At 72.6% G+C, this 19,417-nt stretch carries 19 protein-coding genes; 13 read left to right on the top strand and 6 right to left on the bottom strand.

The features are described from left to right. Nucleotides 1-21 precede the first annotated feature (21 nt). The 4 genes from PVK37_RS03100 (at nucleotide 22) to PVK37_RS03085 (ending at nucleotide 2,150) form a co-directional block, all read left to right on the top strand. A complete protein-coding gene (locus tag PVK37_RS03100) occupies nucleotides 22-771 on the top strand; it encodes an ROK family protein (RefSeq protein WP_275032162.1) in 750 nt (249 codons plus the stop codon). An 83-nt stretch (nucleotides 772-854) separates the two neighbouring features. Then, nucleotides 855-1,223 carry a tetratricopeptide repeat protein gene (locus PVK37_RS03095; RefSeq protein WP_275032161.1) on the top strand — a complete coding sequence of 123 codons (369 nt, stop codon included), beginning with the start codon at nucleotides 855-857 and terminating at the stop codon, nucleotides 1,221-1,223. 111 nt (nucleotides 1,224-1,334) lie between these two features. After that, nucleotides 1,335-1,589 carry a Smr/MutS family protein gene (locus PVK37_RS03090; protein WP_275032160.1) on the top strand — a complete coding sequence of 85 codons (255 nt, stop codon included), beginning with the start codon at nucleotides 1,335-1,337 and terminating at the stop codon, nucleotides 1,587-1,589. Between the two features lie 33 nt (nucleotides 1,590-1,622). Further along, entirely contained in the window at nucleotides 1,623-2,150 is a 528-nt protein-coding gene (locus PVK37_RS03085; protein WP_275032159.1) for a dihydrofolate reductase family protein, read from the top strand. 129 nt (nucleotides 2,151-2,279) lie between these two features. On the opposite strand, the gene PVK37_RS03080 is transcribed toward PVK37_RS03085, so the two are convergent. Further along, nucleotides 2,280-4,667 (bottom strand): M28 family peptidase, encoded by a 2,388-nt coding sequence (locus PVK37_RS03080; protein WP_275032158.1) that lies wholly within the window; start codon nucleotides 4,665-4,667, stop codon nucleotides 2,280-2,282. 192 nt (nucleotides 4,668-4,859) lie between these two features. On the opposite strand from PVK37_RS03080, the gene PVK37_RS03075 reads away from it, so the two are divergent. From PVK37_RS03075 to PVK37_RS03045, 7 genes are all read left to right on the top strand, one after another. Further along, nucleotides 4,860-6,110, top strand: a complete 1,251-nt coding sequence (locus tag PVK37_RS03075; protein WP_423790993.1) for a PP2C family protein-serine/threonine phosphatase — start codon at nucleotides 4,860-4,862, stop codon at nucleotides 6,108-6,110. Beyond that, nucleotides 6,107-7,903: a sensor histidine kinase gene (locus tag PVK37_RS03070; RefSeq protein ID WP_423790992.1), complete on the top strand. Its 1,797-nt coding sequence runs from the start codon at nucleotides 6,107-6,109 to the stop codon at nucleotides 7,901-7,903. Before PVK37_RS03075 ends, PVK37_RS03070 begins: the two co-directional genes overlap by 4 nt. After that, entirely contained in the window at nucleotides 7,900-8,352 is a 453-nt protein-coding gene (locus PVK37_RS03065; protein ID WP_275032157.1) for a response regulator, read from the top strand. The genes PVK37_RS03070 and PVK37_RS03065 overlap by 4 nt, the downstream gene beginning before the upstream one ends. Then, nucleotides 8,345-9,160 carry an inositol monophosphatase family protein gene (locus PVK37_RS03060; RefSeq protein ID WP_275032156.1) on the top strand — a complete coding sequence of 272 codons (816 nt, stop codon included), beginning with the start codon at nucleotides 8,345-8,347 and terminating at the stop codon, nucleotides 9,158-9,160. The genes PVK37_RS03065 and PVK37_RS03060 overlap by 8 nt, the downstream gene beginning before the upstream one ends. 182 nt (nucleotides 9,161-9,342) lie before the next feature. Next, nucleotides 9,343-10,356 carry a coiled-coil domain-containing protein gene (locus PVK37_RS03055; RefSeq protein WP_275032155.1) on the top strand — a complete coding sequence of 338 codons (1,014 nt, stop codon included), beginning with the start codon at nucleotides 9,343-9,345 and terminating at the stop codon, nucleotides 10,354-10,356. 36 nt (nucleotides 10,357-10,392) lie between these two features. After that, on the top strand, nucleotides 10,393-11,952 hold the full coding sequence (locus tag PVK37_RS03050; protein ID WP_423790991.1) for a fused MFS/spermidine synthase: 1,560 nt from the start codon (nucleotides 10,393-10,395) through the stop codon (nucleotides 11,950-11,952). Between the two features lie 78 nt (nucleotides 11,953-12,030). Continuing rightward, nucleotides 12,031-13,764, top strand: a complete 1,734-nt coding sequence (locus PVK37_RS03045; RefSeq protein ID WP_275032154.1) for a serine/threonine-protein kinase — start codon at nucleotides 12,031-12,033, stop codon at nucleotides 13,762-13,764. Between the two features lie 22 nt (nucleotides 13,765-13,786). Here the strand turns inward: PVK37_RS03045 and PVK37_RS03040 are convergent, their stop codons facing one another. Continuing rightward, the gene (locus PVK37_RS03040) at nucleotides 13,787-14,464 is read right to left on the bottom strand and encodes a potassium channel family protein (RefSeq protein WP_275032153.1); all 678 of its coding nucleotides are present in this window, start codon (nucleotides 14,462-14,464) and stop codon (nucleotides 13,787-13,789) included. Beyond that, nucleotides 14,454-15,788 (bottom strand): TrkH family potassium uptake protein, encoded by a 1,335-nt coding sequence (locus PVK37_RS03035; RefSeq protein WP_423790990.1) that lies wholly within the window; start codon nucleotides 15,786-15,788, stop codon nucleotides 14,454-14,456. The genes PVK37_RS03040 and PVK37_RS03035 overlap by 11 nt, the downstream gene beginning before the upstream one ends. Before the next feature lie 275 nt (nucleotides 15,789-16,063). On the opposite strand from PVK37_RS03035, the gene PVK37_RS03030 reads away from it, so the two are divergent. After that, nucleotides 16,064-17,182 (top strand): glycerophosphodiester phosphodiesterase, encoded by a 1,119-nt coding sequence (locus tag PVK37_RS03030; RefSeq protein WP_275032151.1) that lies wholly within the window; start codon nucleotides 16,064-16,066, stop codon nucleotides 17,180-17,182. 99 nt (nucleotides 17,183-17,281) lie between these two features. On the opposite strand, the gene PVK37_RS03025 is transcribed toward PVK37_RS03030, so the two are convergent. Then, entirely contained in the window at nucleotides 17,282-17,830 is a 549-nt protein-coding gene (locus tag PVK37_RS03025) for a hypothetical protein (RefSeq protein ID WP_275032150.1), read from the bottom strand. Nucleotides 17,831-17,833: 3 nt separating this feature from the next. Continuing rightward, a complete protein-coding gene (locus PVK37_RS03020) occupies nucleotides 17,834-18,337 on the bottom strand; it encodes a zinc metalloprotease (protein ID WP_275032149.1) in 504 nt (167 codons plus the stop codon). 204 nt (nucleotides 18,338-18,541) lie between these two features. Here PVK37_RS03020 and PVK37_RS03015 point away from each other — a divergent pair, with 204 nt between their 5' ends. Next, nucleotides 18,542-19,090, top strand: a complete 549-nt coding sequence (locus PVK37_RS03015) for an AAA family ATPase (protein WP_275032148.1) — start codon at nucleotides 18,542-18,544, stop codon at nucleotides 19,088-19,090. A 51-nt stretch (nucleotides 19,091-19,141) separates the two neighbouring features. Here the strand turns inward: PVK37_RS03015 and PVK37_RS03010 are convergent, their stop codons facing one another. After that, nucleotides 19,142-19,372, bottom strand: coding sequence for a GntR family transcriptional regulator (locus tag PVK37_RS03010; RefSeq protein WP_275032147.1), 231 nt, complete (start codon nucleotides 19,370-19,372; stop codon nucleotides 19,142-19,144). Nucleotides 19,373-19,417 lie beyond the last annotated feature (45 nt).

The raw sequence follows: 19,417 nt of genomic DNA, 5'->3' as shown, positions 1-19,417 counted from the left end.
GGATTGGGCAGACTGGCCGGCGTGGTGACCACGTTGGCGATCGACTGCGGTGGCGGTGGGATCAAGGGGACGGTACTGGACGAGGCGGGCACGATGCGCGCCCGGCCGTTGCGGGTGCCCACGCCGTACCCGCTGCCGCCGGAGCTGTTCGTCAAGACGCTGCTGGACCTCGCCGGCCAGCTTCCGGCGGCGGACCGGCTGACCGTCGGGATGCCCGGCATGATCCGGCACGGGGTGGTGGTGGCGACCCCGCACTACGTGACCCGGGCCGGGCCCCGGACGAAGATCGACCCGGACCTGTTCGCGCAGTGGTCCGGGTACGACGCGCGGACCGCACTGACCGACGCCTTCGGCCTGCCCGCGCTGGTGCTCAACGACGCCGAGGTGCACGGGGCCGGGGTGGTCGCCGGCAGCGGCTGTGAACTGGTGCTGACCCTCGGCACCGGGCTGGGCAGCGCGCTGTTCGACGGCGGCGTGCTCGCCCCGCACCTGGAGCTGTCGCACGCCCCGGTCCGCTGGGGGACGACCTACGACACCTACGTCGGTGAGCCGGAGCGCCGCCGGCTCGGCGACGGCTTCTGGTCCCGTCGGGTCCGGCAGGTGGTGGAGGGGCTGCGCCCGGTCTTCCGCTGGGACCGGCTGTACCTCGGCGGCGGCAACTCCCGGCTGATCCGTCCCGAACAGCTCACCCGGATGGGCGAGGACGTGGTGGTCGTCCCGAACACCGCCGCCCTGGTCGGCGGCGTCCGCGCCTGGCAGCTCACCGGATAGCGGGCGGGGAACAGCCGCGCCCCGGGAAGTGTTGTGCCAGCGTCGGGTTCAGGCGGCGGTACGACACGAGGAGGTTGGGTCTGATGGATCTTCTGGCGGACTACCGACGGGCGACCATGTTCTTCGAGGCCGGTGACCCGACCGGGGCGGCCCGGCTGCTGGAGCCGATCGTCGCGGCCGAGCCGGGCAACGCGGCGGTACGTCAGCTCCTGGCCCGCGCGTACTTCCAGTCGGCCCAGCTCGGTCGGGCCGAGGAGCAGCTGCGGGAACTGGTCGACCGGGACCCGAGCGACCACTACGCGCACCACGTCCTCGGTCGGACCCTGGAGCGGCTGAACCGTCCGGCGGACGCGCTGCGGCACCTGCGGATCGCCGCCGCGATGTACGCGACCAACGACGAGTACCGGACCGCCCTGAACCGGGTGGAGGGCCGGGTCGGCGGCGCACGCTGACCCGGTGGCGACCCCGGCCGACCTACGATTGGCGGTCATGGAGTCGGCCTGTCGGCCGGGTGCCCGGAGCACCCGGCCGGCGGGCGGCACGAGACCGGACCGGGGCGCGCGATGAAACTGAAGCTGGACCTGCACGACATCTTCAACCGGGGCCAGGACATCGACCGGGCGCTGCGCGGGATCATGGACGAGGCGGTGGCGAAGAAGGCCACCCTCGTCGAGATCATCCCGGGCAAGGGGTCGGGCCAGCTCAAGAAGCGGGTGCTGCGGTTCCTCGACCAGAAAGAGATCAAGCAGCTCTACCACCGGGTCGAGAAGGACTCCAAGAACTTCGGCCGGCTGTTCGTCCACTTCCGTTGGAAGTGAAGTAGGGACGGAACCCGCACCACGAGGAGAACCATGGCCAAGCTGCTGTACTCGGCGACGGCGTCGCTCGACGGCTTCATCGCCGGCCCGGGGGGCGACATGTCCTGGCTGAAGGACCACCTGACGGGTCCGAACCCGACGGCGGAGCGCCTGCTGGCGAACGTGGGCGCGATCCTGGCCGGGAACCGTACCTTCGGTGGTGACGACCCGAACCGGGGCACCGACAAGGAGGGCGCGTTCGGCGGCCAGTACCACGGGCCGGCCTTCGTGCTCACCCACCGGCCGCCGGCCGACCCGCCGGCGGGCGTCGTCTTCGTGGACGACCTGCACCGCGCGGTGGCCGCCGCCCGGGAGGCCGCCGGTGACCGGTACGTGAACGTCCTCGGCGCGGACGTCGCCCGGCAGTGCCTCGCGGCCGGGCTGCTCGACGAGGTGTTGATCTTCTTCGCCCCGGTGCTGCTCGGCGACGGGGTACGCATCTTCGACCAGCCGGGCGGCACCACCATCGGGCTGGAACCGATCCCCGGCGAGACCGACCACTGGTACCGCGTCCGGTACTGACCCGGTCCGGGCCCGACGGACGCCGGCGCGCTGCCACCGCCGACGCCCCGAAACGGGACGTCGGCGGCACCCGCGACACCGGCCCTGACGTCGGCGACGTACCCCGCCGCCGACGTCAGGGCCGCGTCGTCACAGCTGGTAGGTGCGGGCCACCGCCAGCATCTCGGAGGAGTGCGAGCCGACCACGCCGACGTCGGCGGGCCGGGGCCGGAAACCGGGCAGGGCGTCGAGCCCGTCGCTGGCGTCCATCACCCGCAGGGCCGCCCGGTCGGCCTTCGGCGCGAGGACCAGCGTCACCTCGACGCCCTCCGGCGGCGGGGCGTGGAACACGATCCCGAAGTCCCAGCGCTGCTCACCGGTGATCCGGTCGAAGAACACCGGCCGACCGGCCACCGTGGCCTGCTGCACGTGCGCGGTGTTCACGTCCACGTGCAGGGTGAGCAGCCGGACCTGCCGTTGCGGCACGATCCGCAGCCGCAGCGTGCGCCGGTTCAGCGCGGTGTCGTCCGCCAGCACCTGCACCGTCGGGGCGGGCAGGTCGGCCGCCGGGGCGGGACCGGTACGCAGCTCGGTGTCCCCGAGGCCGGGGAACTCCCCGTCGACCTGCTCGACCCCGCCGACGTACCCGTCGGTCCAGGGCTGCGGGTCGGTCTCGTGGCTGAGCCAGCGGGCCTGTCCGGTACCGGCGTCCAACGCGTACATCAGGTGGGTGGGGATGGGGTGGGCGGCGTCGAACCGGTCCACGGCCAGCCCGACCCCGGCGAACACCGCCGCCGCGAGCGCCGCGGCCAGCGCCGGCAGCGCGCCCCGGCGGCGGGCCCGCGCGGCGGCCATCCCGCGTTCCCCGCCGGCCGGCGGGTGCAGCAGGTCCACCACGGGCAGCGCGGCCAGCCCGAGCAGCACCGCGAACAGCGCGGCCACCGCACCCATGCCCATGCCCAGCGCCGGGAACAGCAGCACCACGGTGGGCAGCAGCACCAGCACGCCGACCGCCGCGCCGACGGTCACCGCGACCACCGGGCCGGGGCCGTCGATCCGCAGGGCCAGCGCGACCAGCCCGGCGAGCGCGCCGGCCAGGGCCGGCAGGGTCGCCAGGTACGACCCGCCGGGCGCGGCCAGGGCCAGCAGTACGCCGAACAGGGCGAGCCAGCCGAGCCCGCCGACGGCCAGCGCGGCCGGGCCGACGGCGCGCCGGGTCAGCGCGTACCAGCCGAACAGGACGGCGGCGGCCAGCGCCACCACGGCCAGCCGGTACCAGCCCGGCCGGTACGGGTCGAGCAGTTCGGCGTACCCGGGCCGGACGGCGAGCACGCCGGCCCAGAGCAGCCAGGCGGCCAGCGGGGCGACCACGACCGGCACCAGGGCCAGCCCGAAGCCGGCGGCCAGCCGGGGCAGGCTGGTGCGGCCCCGCCGCCGGGCCAGCCAGCCGAGCGCGCCGACGGCCAGCACGGCGGCCAGGGCCAGCGGCCAGGTCGCCCAGCCGGGGTAGCGGACCAGCCCGCCGGGCACCGGGAAGTAGGTGGCGTCGTGTCCGGCCGCCAGGGTGTCCAGGTCGATCCGGCCGAACTCGCGGGCCAGGGCGAGCGCGTTGTCCCCGTGGTGCTGGAGGCTGCGCCGGTCCATGCTGGCCGGGGTGTCCAGCGGGGTGTGGTAGATCGCCCCGCCGTCCAGGTACGCCGAGTTGAGCCCGGCGAAGTTCTCGTCGAGGAACGCGGTGAAGTCGGTGTCGTTGGGCAGCAGCCGGTACACCTCGACGGCGAACGAGGTGCCCACCGGGTGCGGGGCGGCCCGGCCGAACACGTCCACCAGGGCGGCGTTGCGCCGGGACGTCTCGAACATGATCACCGGCCCGGTGGAGCCGCGCGCCTCCAGGTTGAGCACCACCCCGCCGTCGGCGGCGAGCGGGTGCTCGGCGGCGAACGCCGCCGCCCCGCACAGGCACGCCTCCTCGGCGTCGGTCAGCACGAACACGACGTCGTTGCGGGGCTTCGGGCCGCTGGTCAGCGCGCGGGCCACCTCCAGGATGGTGGAGGTGCCGGCGGCGTCGTCGTTGCCGCCCGGCCCGGACTGCACCGAGTCGTAGTGGGCGACCAGGAAGACCCGGCCGGTCGGATCGGTGCCGGGCAGCCGGGCCACCACGTTGCGGACCCGGGCCAGCGTGGTGCCGCTGGCCGCCCCGCTGAGCTGACCGGCCTCCGGGGCGACGGTGTCCTGCACCGAGGTCTCCAGGCCGAGGTCGCGCAGGGTCCGTTCCAGGTGGCCGCGTACCTGGTCGTTGGCCGGGCTGCCGGCGGGGTGGGTACGGGCGGCGACCACCTGGACGTGTTCGTACGCCCGGCTGGCGCTGAACTCGGTGGCGGGTGCGTCCGGCGGGGCCACTGCGGGCGTACGGAGGTCGAACAGGACACCGGCGGCGACCGCGACGAGCGCGGCCAGCGCGGCCAGCGCGGCGACCGCTCGTCGGCGGGGCCGGGCGAACGCCCGGTCGGCGGCCGGAGTGGGGGGCGGTGTGCCCACGGGTTCTCCTACGGGGATGGTGGGTGGGGGCGGGAGGTGCGTGTCCGGTTTGTCGGCCGATGCGTAGTGACGGAGCCCATCTCGGCCCGTGCCGTGGCCGTCGTGTTGTGTGCGACCGTTGTCTAATACAGGATCAGCAGGGCACTCGGAAGGAGTCCCGACATCAGTAGTGAGCTTCCGCGCCTCGCGGCGGTGACCCGGTCCGTGCCGGGGGCCGGGTTGACCGGCTCCACCGTCGCGCCGCTGGCGTACCCGCACGGCGGCCTCGGGCGGCATCCCGCCCTGCCGCCGGGTGAGCGGCTGCGGGTCCTGCTGGTCGAGGACGACGAGGGCGACGCGTTCCTCGTCGGTGAGCTGCTCGCCGAGACCAACTCGATGATCGACCTGCTGGTCGCGACGAGCCTGAGCGAGGCCCGGCAGCGCATCGTCGGGGTGGACTGCGTCCTGCTCGATCTCGGCCTGCCGGACGCGCAGGGCCTGGACGGTCTGCGGCAGGTGCTCGACATGTCCAGCGGGGCCGCGGTCTGCGTGCTGACCGGCCGGTCCGACGAGCACCTGGGCATCGTCGCGGTCGCCGAGGGCGCGCAGGACTACCTGGTCAAGGGGCAGGTCGACGGGGTCCTGCTGACCCGGGCGCTGCGCTACGCGGTGGAGCGGAAGCGGGCCGACGAGAACGCCCGCCGGCTGCGCGAGGTCGAGCTGCGCCAGGCCGAGTCGGCCCGCCTCGAACGGGGTCTGCTGCCCCAGCCGCTGATGGAGACCGACCAGGTCGCCGTGCACACCTTCTACCGGCCCGGCCGGCACGCCGCCCTGATCGGCGGGGACTTCTACGACGTGGTGCAGACCCGGCCGGACCGGGTCGACCTGATCGTCGGCGACGTCTGCGGGCACGGGGTGGACGAGGCAGCGCTCGGCGTCGAACTGCGGGTGGCCTGGCGGGCGCTGATCCTGGCCGGGGTGCCCGACGACGAGGTGCTGCCCGCCCTGGAACAGGTGCTGATCAGCGAGCGCCGGCTCCAGGAGATCTTCGCGACGGTGGCGACCACCCGGCTGGACCTGGCCGCAAACCGGGCCACCGTACGCCTGGCGGGGCATCCGCCACCGCTGCTGATCGCCGGGGGTAAGGTCGCGCCGGTGCCCGCGCCGGGCGGGCTGCTGCTCGGCGTACGCCCGCGCCGGCCCGTCGCCTACGACCTGGAGTTCGCCACCGATGACTGGTCCCTGCTGATGTACACCGACGGGCTGATCGAGGGACGCGTCGGGGACAGCGAGGAGCGACTCGACGTGCCGGGGCTCAGCGAGCTGGTCGGTGACCGGGACGCCCAGGCGGTTCCGCTGGCGGAGCTGCCGGCCTGGCTGGTGGGCCGGGCCGAGCAGATCAACGGTGGTCCGCTCGCCGACGACGTGGCGATGCTGCTGGTGACCCGCGGTGGTGGCCGGTGACCCCGGTGGGCAGGGGCTGGACGCTGCGCCAGCGGGTGGTCAGCATGCTGGCCGTGGTGGGGCTGTTCCTGGTCGGCCTGGCCGCGGCCGAGGCGACCGTCGCGGCACAGAACCGCTCCCACACGGACGCCCTGCTGGGCAAGGCCGGTCCGCTGCGGGTGCAGGCCCAGGAGCTGCTCAACGCCCTGCTCGACCAGGAGACCGCGGTCCGGGGGTACGCGGTCAGCGGCGACCGGGCCGACCTGGCCCCGTACGACACCGGCGTCCGGCAGGAGCAGGAGCGGCTGACGTCGATGCGCCGGCTCGCCGCCGACTACGTGGAGATCACCGCCGACCTGGACCAGGTCGAGGCGCAGGCCGCGCAGTGGCGCCGGGCGGTGGCGGTGCCGGTGATCACCGCGGTCGAGCAGAACGGCACCGCCGCCGGCCAGGAGTTGATCAACGACCAGGGGCGGGCGCAGTTCGACCAGATCCGCACCACCATGACCCAGCTCGAAGGGGAGATCCTCACCGCCCGGCAGGACACCGCCCGGCACGTGGAGCGGACCGGCAACCTGCTGGTCGTCCTGCTGGTGATCGCGGCGCTGGTGGTGGCGGTGGCCGGCGGGCTGCTGCTGATCGCCCTGGAGCGGATGGTGATCCGGCCGCTGACCGGGCTGGCCGGCCAGGTGCGCGAGGTCGCCGAGGGCGACTACCAGCACCGCATCCACGGGTCCGGCCCGCCGGAGTTCCAGCAGCTCGCCGACGACGTGGACGCGATGCGCCGCAAGATCGCCAAGGACCTGGACGAGGTACGGGAGGCCCGGGAGCGCATCGAGTGGGTCAACACCCAGCTCCAGAAGCAGGCCGAGGAACTGGTCCGCTCCAACCGTGACCTCGAACAGTTCGCCTACGTGGCGTCGCACGACCTCCAGGAGCCGCTGCGCAAGGTGGCGAGCTTCTGCCAGCTCCTCCAGCGCCGCTACGCCGGCCAGCTCGACGAGCGCGCCGACCAGTACATCGCCTTCGCGGTGGACGGCGCGCAGCGGATGCAGCGGCTGATCAACGACCTGCTGGCGTTCTCCCGGATCGGCCGGCTCACCACCGGCTTCACCGAGGTCGACCTGAACCGGGTGATGGGCGAGGTGGCCGGGCAGACCGAGGCCGCCCGGCAGTACGTCGACGCCGAACTCACCTGGTCGGAGCTGCCCACCATCCGCGGTGAGGAGCCGCTGCTGACCAACCTCCTGGTGAACCTGGTCAGCAACTCGGTGAAGTTCCGCCGGCCGGACGTGCCGCCGAAGGTGCACGTCTCGGCCCGGCTGGTGGACGACGAGTGGGAGATCACCTGCCGGGACAACGGCATCGGGATCGAACCGGAGTTCGCCGACAAGATCTTCGTCATCTTCCAGCGGTTGCACTCCAAGGACGCCTACCCGGGTACCGGCATCGGCCTGGCGATCGTCAAGAAGATCGTCGAATACCACGGTGGTCGGGTCTGGGTGGACACCGACACCGCGGAGGGCACCGCGATCCGGTTCACCCTCCCGGCGCTGCCCGAGGACGTGGAGGCGGCCCGCGCGGCGGCCGAGCGTGCCGAACAGGACGGCGACCCGGCGACCGAGGACACCGGACCGGACGGCGACGCGCAGGCGGACCGCACCGGAGGAGCCGGCGACGCGCCGGCCGACCACCCCGCCGACCACACCGAGCGGACCGATTTGCCCGCCCAGCCCGGCCCGGACGCTGACGGCCAGCGCCCGGACGGGGCGGGGACCGGCAGGCCGGGTGGCACGAAGGAGACAGTGAGATGACCGCTCCGGCGGACGGCAAGAGCCCGATCGAGGTTCTCCTGGTGGAGGACGATCCGGGTGACGTGTTGATGACCCAGGAGGCGTTCGAGGAGCACAAGCTCCGCAACCGGCTGACCGTCGTCTCCGACGGGGCCGAGGCGCTCGCCTACCTGCGTCGCGAGGGCCAGTACGCCGACGCGGTGACGCCGGACCTGATCCTGCTCGATCTCAACCTGCCCCGCCGGGACGGCCGGGAGGTGCTGGAGGAGATCAAGAAGGACGAGGTGCTCTGCCGGATCCCGGTGGTGGTGCTCACCACCTCCCAGGCCGACGAGGACATCCTGCGCAGCTACCAGCTGCACGCCAACGCGTACGTGACCAAGCCGGTCGACTTCGAGCGGTTCATCTCGGTGGTCCGGCAGATCGACGAGTTCTTCGTCAGCGTGGTCAAGCTGCCGCCGCGTGGCTGACGACACCCTCTCCGACGAGGTCGGCAAGCTGCTCCGCCGGGCCGCCGACGAGATCGTCGTGCCGCTGTTCCGCCGGCTGGACGACCACGAGATCACCGAGAAGGCCCCCGGTGAGGTGGTCACCGTGGCCGACCAGCGGGCCGAGGAGCTGATCGCCGAGGGGCTGCTGCGGCTGCGGCCCGGTTCGGTGGTGGTCGGCGAGGAGGCGGTCGCCGCCGACCCCGACCTGCTGGCGCACGTAGGGGCCGGCAGCGGTGACGTCTGGGTGGTCGACCCGGTCGACGGCACCGCCAACTTCGCCGCCGGACGGCGTCCGTTCGCCCTGATGGTGGCGTTGCTGACCGACGGCGAGCCGGCGGCCGGCTGGATCCTGGACCCGCTGGCCGACGACCTCGCGGTGGCCCGTGCCGGAGCCGGCACCTACCTGAACGGCCGGCGGGTGACGCTGGCCGGCGACACCCCGGCGGTCGGCGAGCTGCGTGGCGCGGCGATGAGCCGGTACCTTCCCCCGGCCACCCGGGAGCGGGTCACCGACGGTGGCCGGCGGCTCGGGGAACTCCTGCCCGGTCAGCACTGCGCCGGCCGGGAGTACCTGGACGTGGTCGCCGGGACGCAGCAGTTCGTCCTGTTCTGGCGGACGCTGCCCTGGGATCATCTCCCCGGCGCGCTGTTGGTGCGGGAGGCGGGCGGGGTGGTCCGGCGGTTCGACGGCACCGAGTACGATCCGGCGGTCGACGACCGGGGGCTGCTGGTCGCCGCGGACGAGCGGATCTGGGCCGAGGTGCACGCCGCGCTGCTCGGCCGGTGACCCTGCGTCGACGATTCGCGACCCGCGTCGTCGGCGGCTCTGCCAGCGGCTCCGGGTCCGGTATTGTGACCGGCGGTCTTCGCCCCGAGGACGTGCCTGCGGGGGAGCATCCGGTCGGTCCGTACGGGCCCCGGGCGGCGGGCGTCCACGACGGCCCCGGCTGACGAGAGGAATCGACTTTCGTGCGCAGGACGGCTTTCACCCGGTGTCGTGCCCTACGACCCCTGGTCGCGCTGCTCGCCGTGGTGGCGCTGCTGGTCGGCGGGGCCGCTCCCGCCCACGCCGAACCCAACGAGGGCGGCACCAAGGCGCTCCGCGACGCGTTGGAGGCCAGCGCCAAGGGGCACATCGAGGCCCAGGCCAAGCTGGACAACTCCAAGAAGCGCCAGGCCCTGCTGACCGCCGAGCTGAAGAAGATCGAGACGCGGCTGGGCGGGCTGAGCGCGCAGGTCGGCGAGGTGGCCGTCCAGTCGTACAAGCTGGGCCGGCTCAACGCCACCGGGCTGCTGTTGCAGAGCACCGGGCCGGAGCAGTTCCTCCAGCGGGCCGCCGAACTGGACGTGATCGCCCAGCGGGACGGCAAGCGGATCCGGACCTTGAACGAGGAACGCGAGCGGGCGAACATCGCCAAGCTCGCCATCGACGCCGAGGTCCGTGAGCAGCTCAAGCAGGTCAACCTGATGGCCAAGAAGAAGCGGGACGCCCAGAAGGCCCTGGCCGCGGTCAGCTCCGGCCCGAGCGGCGGGTTCGGCAGCGGCGGCTCGGCCTCGGCGAAGCCCGCGCCGCGCAACCCGGACGGCTCCTGGCCGTCGGAGTCCTGCTCGGTCGACGACCCGACCACCTCCAACTGCATCACCCCGCGCACCTACCACGCCCTCAAGCAGGCCCAGGCGGCCGGCTACAACCGGTACGTCTCCTGCTTCCGTCCTGGCGGCTCCGGCGAGCACCCGAAGGGCCGGGCCTGCGACTTCTCCGCCGCCACCGGCGGCTTCAAGAACGAGACGGCCACCGGCGGCGACAAGGACTACGGCGACCGGCTGGCCGCCTGGTACGTCCGCAACGCCAGCCGGCTCGGGGTGCTCTACGTGATCTGGTACCGGCAGATCTGGCACCCGGGCACCGGGTGGCAGCGGTACGGCGGCAGCGGCAGCCCGGCCGCCGACCACACGAACCACGTTCACCTCTCCATGTACTGACCATCCCTGCCAGGAACGCTGCGTACCATCGCAGCGGTGAGCTCCCCGAACTCCCCGGTCGACGTCGACGTCCCACCGGCACCGCCCGCGCCGGCGGTGCCCCGTGCGCTGCCCAACGGGCTCGCCGCGTTCCTGGTCTTCTTCTCCAGCGGGGCGGTGCTGGTGCTGGAGACCGTCGCCCTGCGTCTGGTCGGCCCGTACGTCGGGGTGACCCTCCAGGTGACCAGCTCGGTGATCGGCATCGCGCTGGCCGCCATCGCGTACGGGGCGTGGACCGGCGGCTGGCTGGCCGACCGGCGGGACCCACGTCCGCTGCTGGCCCCGGCGCTGGTGCTGGCCGGCATCGCCACCGCGGTCACCCTGCCGGTGGTCCGGTACGCCGGTGAGGTGCTGCGCGGCGGCGCGGCCAGCGCGATCATCCTGCTGGTCGCGGCGGCGGTGTTCGTGCCGGCGGCCCTGCTGTCGGCGGTCAGCCCGCTGGTGGTGAAGCTCCAGTTGGCCGACCTGCGCCGTACCGGGCAGGTGGTCGGGAAGCTCTCCGGCATCGGCACGCTGGGCGGCATCACCGCCACCCTGCTGACCGGGTTCGTACTGGTGGCCGCCCTGCCCAGCTCGGTGATCATGGTGGGCCTGGCGGTGGCGCTCGGGCTGACCGGCGTCGGGCTGTGGGTGTGGCTGCGCCGGCAGGAGCGCACCTCGCTGCCCGGTCCGGCCCGGGTGCGGGCCACCCTGGCGGTGCTCGGCCTGGCCGGGGCGAGCCTCGCCGCGGTCGCCCCGGACCCGTGCGACGTGGAGACCGAGTACCACTGCGCGTCGGTCGAGACCGACGACAGCCGCCCGACCGGCCGGATGCTGCTGCTGAACTCGGCCCAGCACTCGTACGTGGACCTGGAAGACCCGACGTACCTGGAGTTCGCGTACACCCAGTGGATCGGGCGGGTCGCCGACGTGACCGCCCCGAGCGGGCAGCGGTTGGACGCGCTGCACGTCGGCGGGGGCGGCTTCACCATGCCCCGCTACCTGGCCGCCACCCGCCCCGGCACCGACAACCTGGTCTTCGAGATCGACGGTGGGCTGGTCGACCTGGGCCGGGAGAAGCTGGGCCTGCGTACCGGGCCGGACCTGCGGGCCGAGGTGGGGGACGCCCGGATGCTGGTCGCCGCCGAGCCGGCCGCCAGTCGGGACCTGGTGGTGGGGGACGCCTTCGGGCATCTGGTGGTGCCGTGGCACCTGGCGACCCGGGAGATGGCCGCCGAGATCCACCGGGTGCTCCGGCCGGGCGGGATCTACGTGCAGAACGTCATCGACTATCCGCCGCTGCGGTTCATCCGGAGCGAGGTGGCCACGGTGGCCGCCGAGTTCCGGCACGTCGCGCTGATCGCCCCGCCGGCCGCGCTGGCCGGGGAGTACGGGTCGAACTTCCTCATCGTCGCCTCGGACCAGCCGCTGCCGCTGGCCGCGCTCGCCCCCCGGCTCGGGGCCCTGAACGAACCGACCCGGGTGCTGACCGGGAACGACCTGACCGCCTTCGTCGGGGACGCCCTGGTGTTGACCGACGACTACGCCCCGGTCGACCAGCTCCTCGCCACCGCCTGAGACCGCCACGCCGGCGGTTTCTGACCGATTCGGTCGGCGTACGGTTAGGTTTCTTGCCGTGGGGCAAGTAGAACCCCCATGGGGGTACGGGCCAGAAACGGCGCGCAGTTGCTCGGCGACCGGTACCGGCTGATCGAACAGCTCGGTGCCGGCGGCATGTCCGTGGTGTGGCGCGGCTACGACGAGGTGCTCGGCCGGCAGGTGGCGGTGAAGGTGCTCGCCTCCCGGCTGGCCAGCGACCGGGCGTTCCGGCACCGGATCCGCACCGAGGCGCAGGCCGCCGCCCGACTGGTCCACCCGCACATCACCAACGTCTACGACTACGGCGAGTCCCAGCAGGTCGGGTTGACCGTGCCGTACGTGGTGATGGAGCTGGTGGACGGCCAGCCGTTGACCGCCCGGCTCGGCCGGGACCGGCGACTGCCCTGGCGGGACGCGTTGACCATCGCCGCCGAGACCACCTCCGCGTTGGCGACCGCGCACGCCCGGGGGGTGGTGCACCGGGACGTGACCCCGGGCAACGTGATGCTCACCCCGGCCGGCGTCAAGGTGGTCGACTTCGGCATCTCCGCGCTGGTGGGGGAGAGCGAGAAGGGGCCGGACGGCGCGCTGCTGGGCACCCCGGCGTACCTGGCCCCGGAGCGGCTCGACGACGGCCAGGTCTCCCCGGCCACCGACGTGTACGCGGTCGGGCTGCTCCTGTACCGGATGCTCACCGGCCGGCTGCCCTGGGAGGCGAGCACCACCACCCAGATGCTGCGCGCCCACATGTACGCCGATCCGGGGCCGATGCCCCCGGTGACCGACCTGCCCGACGGGGTGGCCGACCTGGTGCACCGCTGCCTGTCGAAGCGCCCCGGGGACCGGCCGTCCAGCGCCGAGCTGGCCCGGAGCCTGGCCGACGCGGCCGGGATCCTGGCCGCCGTGCCGGTGTCGCCGGCCGCCGGCCCGGTCGACCCGGACCTGCTGGCGAACGCCGGCACCACGTTCCTGCCCTGGTCGGCGGAGACCGACGCGTTGCCGCTGTCGCTGCGGCGCTCCCGTCCGACGGTCGGGAAGCGGCGGCGCGGGGCGCAGGTGGCGGTGGTGGCGGTCGGGTTGTTGACGGTGACCGGCGTGGCGTGGGGGATGAGCGGGCAGACCGCCGCCAACGGCGACCAGACCGGGTCGGGCGACGCCCGGATGGCGTTGGACGGTCCCGCCCCCTGCACGGTGGCGTACACGCTGCTCGGCGACGACGGCCGGACCTTCCGCGCCGAGGTGGCGTTGAGCAACACCGGGCCGGTGGAGTTGCGCGACTGGACGCTCCGTTTCGACCTGCCCGGCGACCAGACGGTGACCAGCGGCAGCCCGACCCCGGTACGGCAGCAGGGCCGCACGGTCGAGGTCGACCCGGCCGCCGGGTCTGCCGCGCTGGCACCTGGTGCCGCCGTGCGGACCGCGCTGACCGGCCGGTACGCCGGATCGAACCCGTTGCCGGTGCGGTTCCAGGTCGACGACCGGACGTGCGATGTCCGGGTCTCCGGGGTGGCCGGCAGCGCGCCGTCACCCACCGTGGCCCCGACCACCCCGCCCGCCGCCGCGAAGACCACCTCCGGCGGGACGAGGTCCACCTCGGGTGGGACGAAGAACACCTCCGGCGGCGCGAGGAACAGTTCCGGTGGTGGCAGTGGTCCGGCGTCCACCGGCAAGGGCCAGCCCAAGGAGAAGGGCAAGGGCAAAGAAAAGGGTGATGCGGCAAAAAAAGCAACAAGCCCGGACGAGGACCGGGAAAAGGACGACGATGACGACGACGGTGCCGACGACGACTGACTGACCGTCCCGGCGGCCGGGCTCAACTGAGCCCGGCGAAGCGCTGCACCTGGTCGATGGTGCCCTCCACGATCAGCAGGCAGCCCTCGGCGAGCACCGTGTCCGGCGCGGCGTACCCGAACCGGTGGCCGGGCTGCTTCGCGCCGACCACCAGCACACCGTGGCACTCGGCCGGCGTGATGTCCCCCAGCCCGCGGCCCACCAGGGTCGGCGGCACCCGTACCTTCGCGATCGCGAAGTTGTCGTCGAACTCGATGAAGTCGAGCATCTTGCTCACGATCAGATGGGCCACCCGCTCCCCGGTCTCCGCCTCCGGGAACACCACGTGCCGGGCACCGACAGCGGAGAGGATGCGGGCGTGCTTGCCGGAGGTGGCCCGCGCCCAGATCTCCGGCCCGCCGACCTCCCCGAGGGCCAGCACGGTGAGGACGCTCGCCTCCACCGACGCCCCGATGCAGACCACCACCCGTACGTAGTCGGCCACGCCGAGCTGGCGCAGCGTCGCCTCGTCGGTCGCGTCGGCCTGCACCACCCGGTCCAGCCGGGACCCCCACCTCTGCACCACCGCCGGGTCACGGTCGATGGCGAGCACCTCGTGTCCGAGCTGTCCCAGTGAGCCGGCCAGGTAGCTGCCGAACCGGCCGAGGCCGACCACCACGACACCCTGGCCGTCCTGATCGGGGGAACGTCTAGCCGACAATGGGTTGCTCCTCCGGGTAGCGGTACAGCCGTGTGCGGGTGTTCAACGCGATCGCCGAGCCGAGGGTGAGGGTGCCGACCCGGCCGACGTACATGAGGACGATCAGGGCGACCTGGCCGGCGGCGGGCAGCGACCCGGCCACCCCCACCGAGAGTCCGGTGGTGCTGAACGCCGACGTCACCTCGAACAGCACCTTGTCGTACGTGATCCCGGTGGTCATCAGGATCACCGTCACCGTGCCGGCCACCACCAGGGCGACGCTGAGCAGCGCCACCGTCAGCGCCTGCCGTTGGCTGGCCGGCGCCACCCGGCGGTGGCCGACGGTGACGTCCTGCTCGCCGCGCAGCTGGGCCCAGATGACGAACGCCAGCAGGAAGAACGTCGCGACCTTGATCCCTCCTGCGGTGGACGCGCTGCCGCCACCGATGAACATCAGCGCGATCAGCAGCAGGTAGCTCTCCTCGTCCAGCCGGGTGACGTCGACGGTGTTGAACCCGCCGGTACGGATGAACGCGTCCTGGGTGAAGGCGGCCAGCACCTTCTCCGCCCAGCCCAACGGGCCGAGCGTGCGCGGGTTGCTCCACTCGGCGGAGAGCAGCACCGCGAAGCCGACCGCCAGCAGGACGGCGCTGCCCCAGATGGTGAGCTTCGTGTTGACCGTCCAGCGGCCCGGTCGCCGCCAGGACCGGACAGCCTCGAACAGTGCCGGGAAGCCGAGCCCACCGACCACCGTCCCGAGGGCCAGCGGGACGGTGACCCAGGCGTCGCGGTCGAAGCCGACCAGGCTGTCCGGGTAGAGGGAGAAACCGCCGTTGTTGACGCCCTGGACGGCGTGGAAGACGGCGTACCAGACCGCCCGGCCGAACGGGTAGTCGTAGGTCAGCGTGAAGCGCAACGCCAGGATCACCGTGATCACGGCCTCGCAGACCAGCAGGGTCAGGCCGATCCGCAGCAGCAGCCGCCGGACGTCGCCGATGCCGAACTCGGCCGTCTCCGCCTGCACCAGCAGCCGGTTGCGCAGCCCCAACTGCCGGGCCACCACCAGGATGACCAGGGTCGCGCCGGTGAGGATGCCCAGCCCGCCGAGCTGGGTCAGCACGGTGATCATCACCAGTCCGACCGGGGTCCAGTACGTCGAGGTGTCCACCACGCTCATCCCGGTCACCGAGATCGCCGAGGTGGCGGTGAACAGGGCGGTCACGAACGGGGTGTACCGGTGCTCGGCGGTGGCCGGGGGCAGCATCAGCACGCCGGTGCCCAGCAGGATCGCCACCAGGAAGCCTAGCGGCACGATCCGTACGGGATGACGGAGAAACCGGCGCACCAGCCAATCTTCACGGCCGACCCGGACCGGGGGCGGGGAAACCGGCATCCCGGTCCGGCCCCGGCTCCGTCCCCGAGCCGTCCCCGAGCCGTCCCCGACCGGCCGGGGCCTGCACCGACCGGCCGGGCCGTTCCCGGCCGTCGAGGACCTGCACCGACTGTCGAGGCTCGGCACCGGCCGTCGAGACGTTCATCCCACGGCCAACCGGAGACCAACTTCCGGTCGCCGGTCGCCGCTTGGCTGTGGGCGTTCCCTCTCGACGACAGGAGACGGCGTTGCGACGTACCCTTTCCGCCCTCGGTGTGGCCGGCGCGCTGCTCACGGTCGCGGTGGCCGTGCCCACCACGGCCGTCGGGGCCGGCCCGGAGCCGCGTACCGAGCGGGCACGGGCCACCGACCGGCCGATCGTGATCGCCCATCGCGGGGCGAGCGGCTACCGGCCCGAGCACACCCTGGAGGCGTACCGGCTGGCGATCCGGATGGGCGCCGACTACATCGAGCCGGACCTGGTGCCGACGAAGGACGGCGTGCTGGTCGCCCGGCACGAGAACGAGATCTCCGGTACCACCGACGTGGCCGCGCGCCCCGAGTTCGCCGCCCGCAAGGCCACGAAGACCATCGACGGGGTCACGGTGACCGGCTGGTTCACCGAGGACTTCACCCTGGCCGAACTGAAGACGCTGCGCGCCAAGGAACGGCTGCCGCAGGTCCGGGTGACCAACACCGCGTACGACGGCCGGTTCGAGGTGCCCACCCTCCAGGAGGTCATCGACCTGGCCCGGACCGAGGGCCGGGCCCGGGGCCGGACCATCGGCGTGTACCCGGAGACGAAGCACCCGACCTACTTCCAGTCGATCGGGCTGCCGCTGGAGGAGCCGCTGGTCGAGGTGCTGCGCGCCAACAAGCTGACCCGGCCCAACTCGCCGGTGATCATCCAGTCCTTCGAGACGGCGAACCTGCGCAAGCTGGACCGGATGATCGACGTGCCGCTGGCCCAGCTGCTCGACGCGTCCGGCCGGCCGTACGACTTCACCGTCGCCGGTGACCCGCGTACCTACGCCGACCTGGCCAAGCCGGCCGGCCTGCGGTGGATCGCCGGGTACGCCGACGGCATCGGGGCGAACAAGAACCTGATCGTGCCCCGGGACGCCACCGGCAAGCTGCTCGCCCCGACCACCATCGTCCGGGACGCGCACCGGGAGAAGCTGATCGTGCACGCCTGGACGTTCCGCGCGGAGAACCAGTTCCTGCCCGCCGACTTCCGTACCGGCAACGACCCGAACGCCCGGGGCGACATCACCGCCGAGTACGAGCTGTTCTACCGGCTCGGCCTGGACGGCGTCTTCGCCGACCACCCGGACACCGCGGTGGCCGCCCGCGCCGGCCTGGCCTGAGCCCTCCACGCCTTTCCCCTCGCTGGCCCGCCACCCGACCGCCCGGGTGGCGGGCCGGCCCTATCAGGCCGACGCCGGGGCGATCTGCCGGCCGGGGCGTCACGGGGTGCGGGGCAGCTCCTCGGGCCAGCGCTGGTTGGCGACGTTGCGCCGCCACTCGGCGACCGGCCCGGAGGTCGCGCCGGTGGTCGCCGCCGCGTCGACCACCGGGAAGTCGGCCCCGGCCACCAACTGGTGGGTGCCGAGTCCGCGTTCGGTCCGGGCGGCCAGCACGTACGTGGTACCGGTCTCCAGCAGCGGTTCGCCCGCCACCCGCCAGGACTCGTCGTCGAGGGTGCCGCCGAGCTGGCTGATCCGCAGGTGCCGGACCGGCTGGCCCTTGAGCGTCTGCCGGACCCGCACGTCGAACACCGTGTACGGGGTGTCGCCGTGGCGTTCCTGTACCTCGGCGACGCGCTCGACGGTGCCCACCACGACGTAGTCGGCGAACCCGGCGACCTTGGTGTCGTCGTGCACGTCGAACGAGTACGAGGAGTGGACGACGTGCGTACCGCCGGACCCGGCCGAGCTGAACGCGAACCATCCGCCGATCGCCATCGTGGTGGCGGTGACCACCGCGACCAGCGGCTTGACGAGGCGACGACTCATGATTCAGTACCCCCACACGGCGTGATACGAGCTGATGTCCCAGGACTGGAGATTGTTGTTCATGTTCGGGTTGTAACAGGCCGGGCAGGCGTCCATGACGGAGACCTCCGGTCCGTGTCCGAGCTTCAGGGCGTGCCCGAACTCGTGGGTGACGACGGCGTGTTTCTGTGACGTGTTGTAGCCGTCCATCCAGTGCGTGTTCAGTTTGAGGTCGTCCGCGCCGGCGCTGCAGTCGAACCAGCCGGCCCGGCTGTCGCTGGACGACGTGTAGTCGGACACGTCGAGGTCGGCGTAGGTGGTGGCGTCATCAGGTCTGACGTTGATCGGGTTCAGCGAGTTCCACTGGTTCACCGCGTGTGACAACGAGGTGTCGTACTTGGTGAAGTCGTCGTACACGAGTTCGCCGCCGTCCACCGACGTGCAGTGGTCCATCGGTGTCACGTCGGCTGACGCCGCCGGGGCGATGCCCCCGGTGACCACCAGCGTGGCGGTCGTGGCCAGCGCCACCCATCCCACCCTGCGGAGCCTGCTGCTGGGCATCCGTCCTCCAATTTATCGATAAGTATCGATATAAGGTAGCCCGGGTGGTCGATGATCACAAGGAGTCCCCGGGAAGCTACCAGAGGTGATCTCGGCCGGATGATCCGGAGTGGCCGGTACCGGAGCCGGGCGGGCCGGTCGACGGATCGGTGCGAACCCTAGACTGGCGCGGTGCCCCGGCTGATCCTGTTGAACGGGCCGCCCGGCTGCGGCAAGTCGACCCTGGCGCGGCGGTACGTCGAGGATCATCCGCTCGCGCTCGACCTGGACGTCGACCGGGTCCGCGACCTGATCGGCGGCTGGCGCGACCAGCCCGGCCCGGCGGGCCTGCTGGCGAGGTCGGTCGCGTTGGCCGGCGCGCGGGCACACCTGCTGGGTGGGCGCGACGTGGTCATCCCGCAGCTCGTCGCCCGTCCCACCTTCATCGAGCAGGCCGAACGCCTCGCGGGCGAGGTGGACGCCGTCTTCCACGAGGTGGTACTGCTCGACAGTCGGGAGAACGCCCTGCGCCGGTTCCTCGCCCGTTCCCGCACCAGTACGGACCCGGCCCACCTCGACGCCCACCGGATGCTCGAACAACAGGGTGGGCTTGCCGAACTGGCGGCGATGTACGACCGGCTGCTGACCGTGATCCGGGACCGCCCGGCGACGAAGGTGGTACACACCGAGGACGGCAGGATCGACGAGGCGTACCGGGCCTTCCTCGCCTGCCTGACCTGAATCTTGGACACTTTCCGTTCTCAGCGGACGGAAACTGTCCAAGATTCAGATTCAACCCGGCGGAGGTTCGGCGACGTACGTCCCGCGCCCCTGCTGACCGATGATCAGGTCGCGATCGTGCAGGATCGCCAGGGCCCGGTAGACGGTGTTGTTGCTGACGCCGTACTTCGTGGCCAGTTGACTGGTTGAGGGCAGCTTTTCTCCCGGCTTGAGTTCGCCGGTGCGGATCTTCTCGGCGATCTCGTCCACGATCAGGCGAAACGAGGCTGGTGCGGTGGTCATGACAGGACTCCAGACATCGCGGGATCGGCAGCGGCGTCGACTTCC

This window comes from Micromonospora cathayae (assembly GCF_028993575.1).
Taxonomy (GTDB): Bacteria; Actinomycetota; Actinomycetes; order Mycobacteriales; family Micromonosporaceae; genus Micromonospora; species Micromonospora cathayae.
Note: the sequence above shows the minus strand (reverse complement) of the source record. Positions and strands in the feature narration are given on the sequence as shown.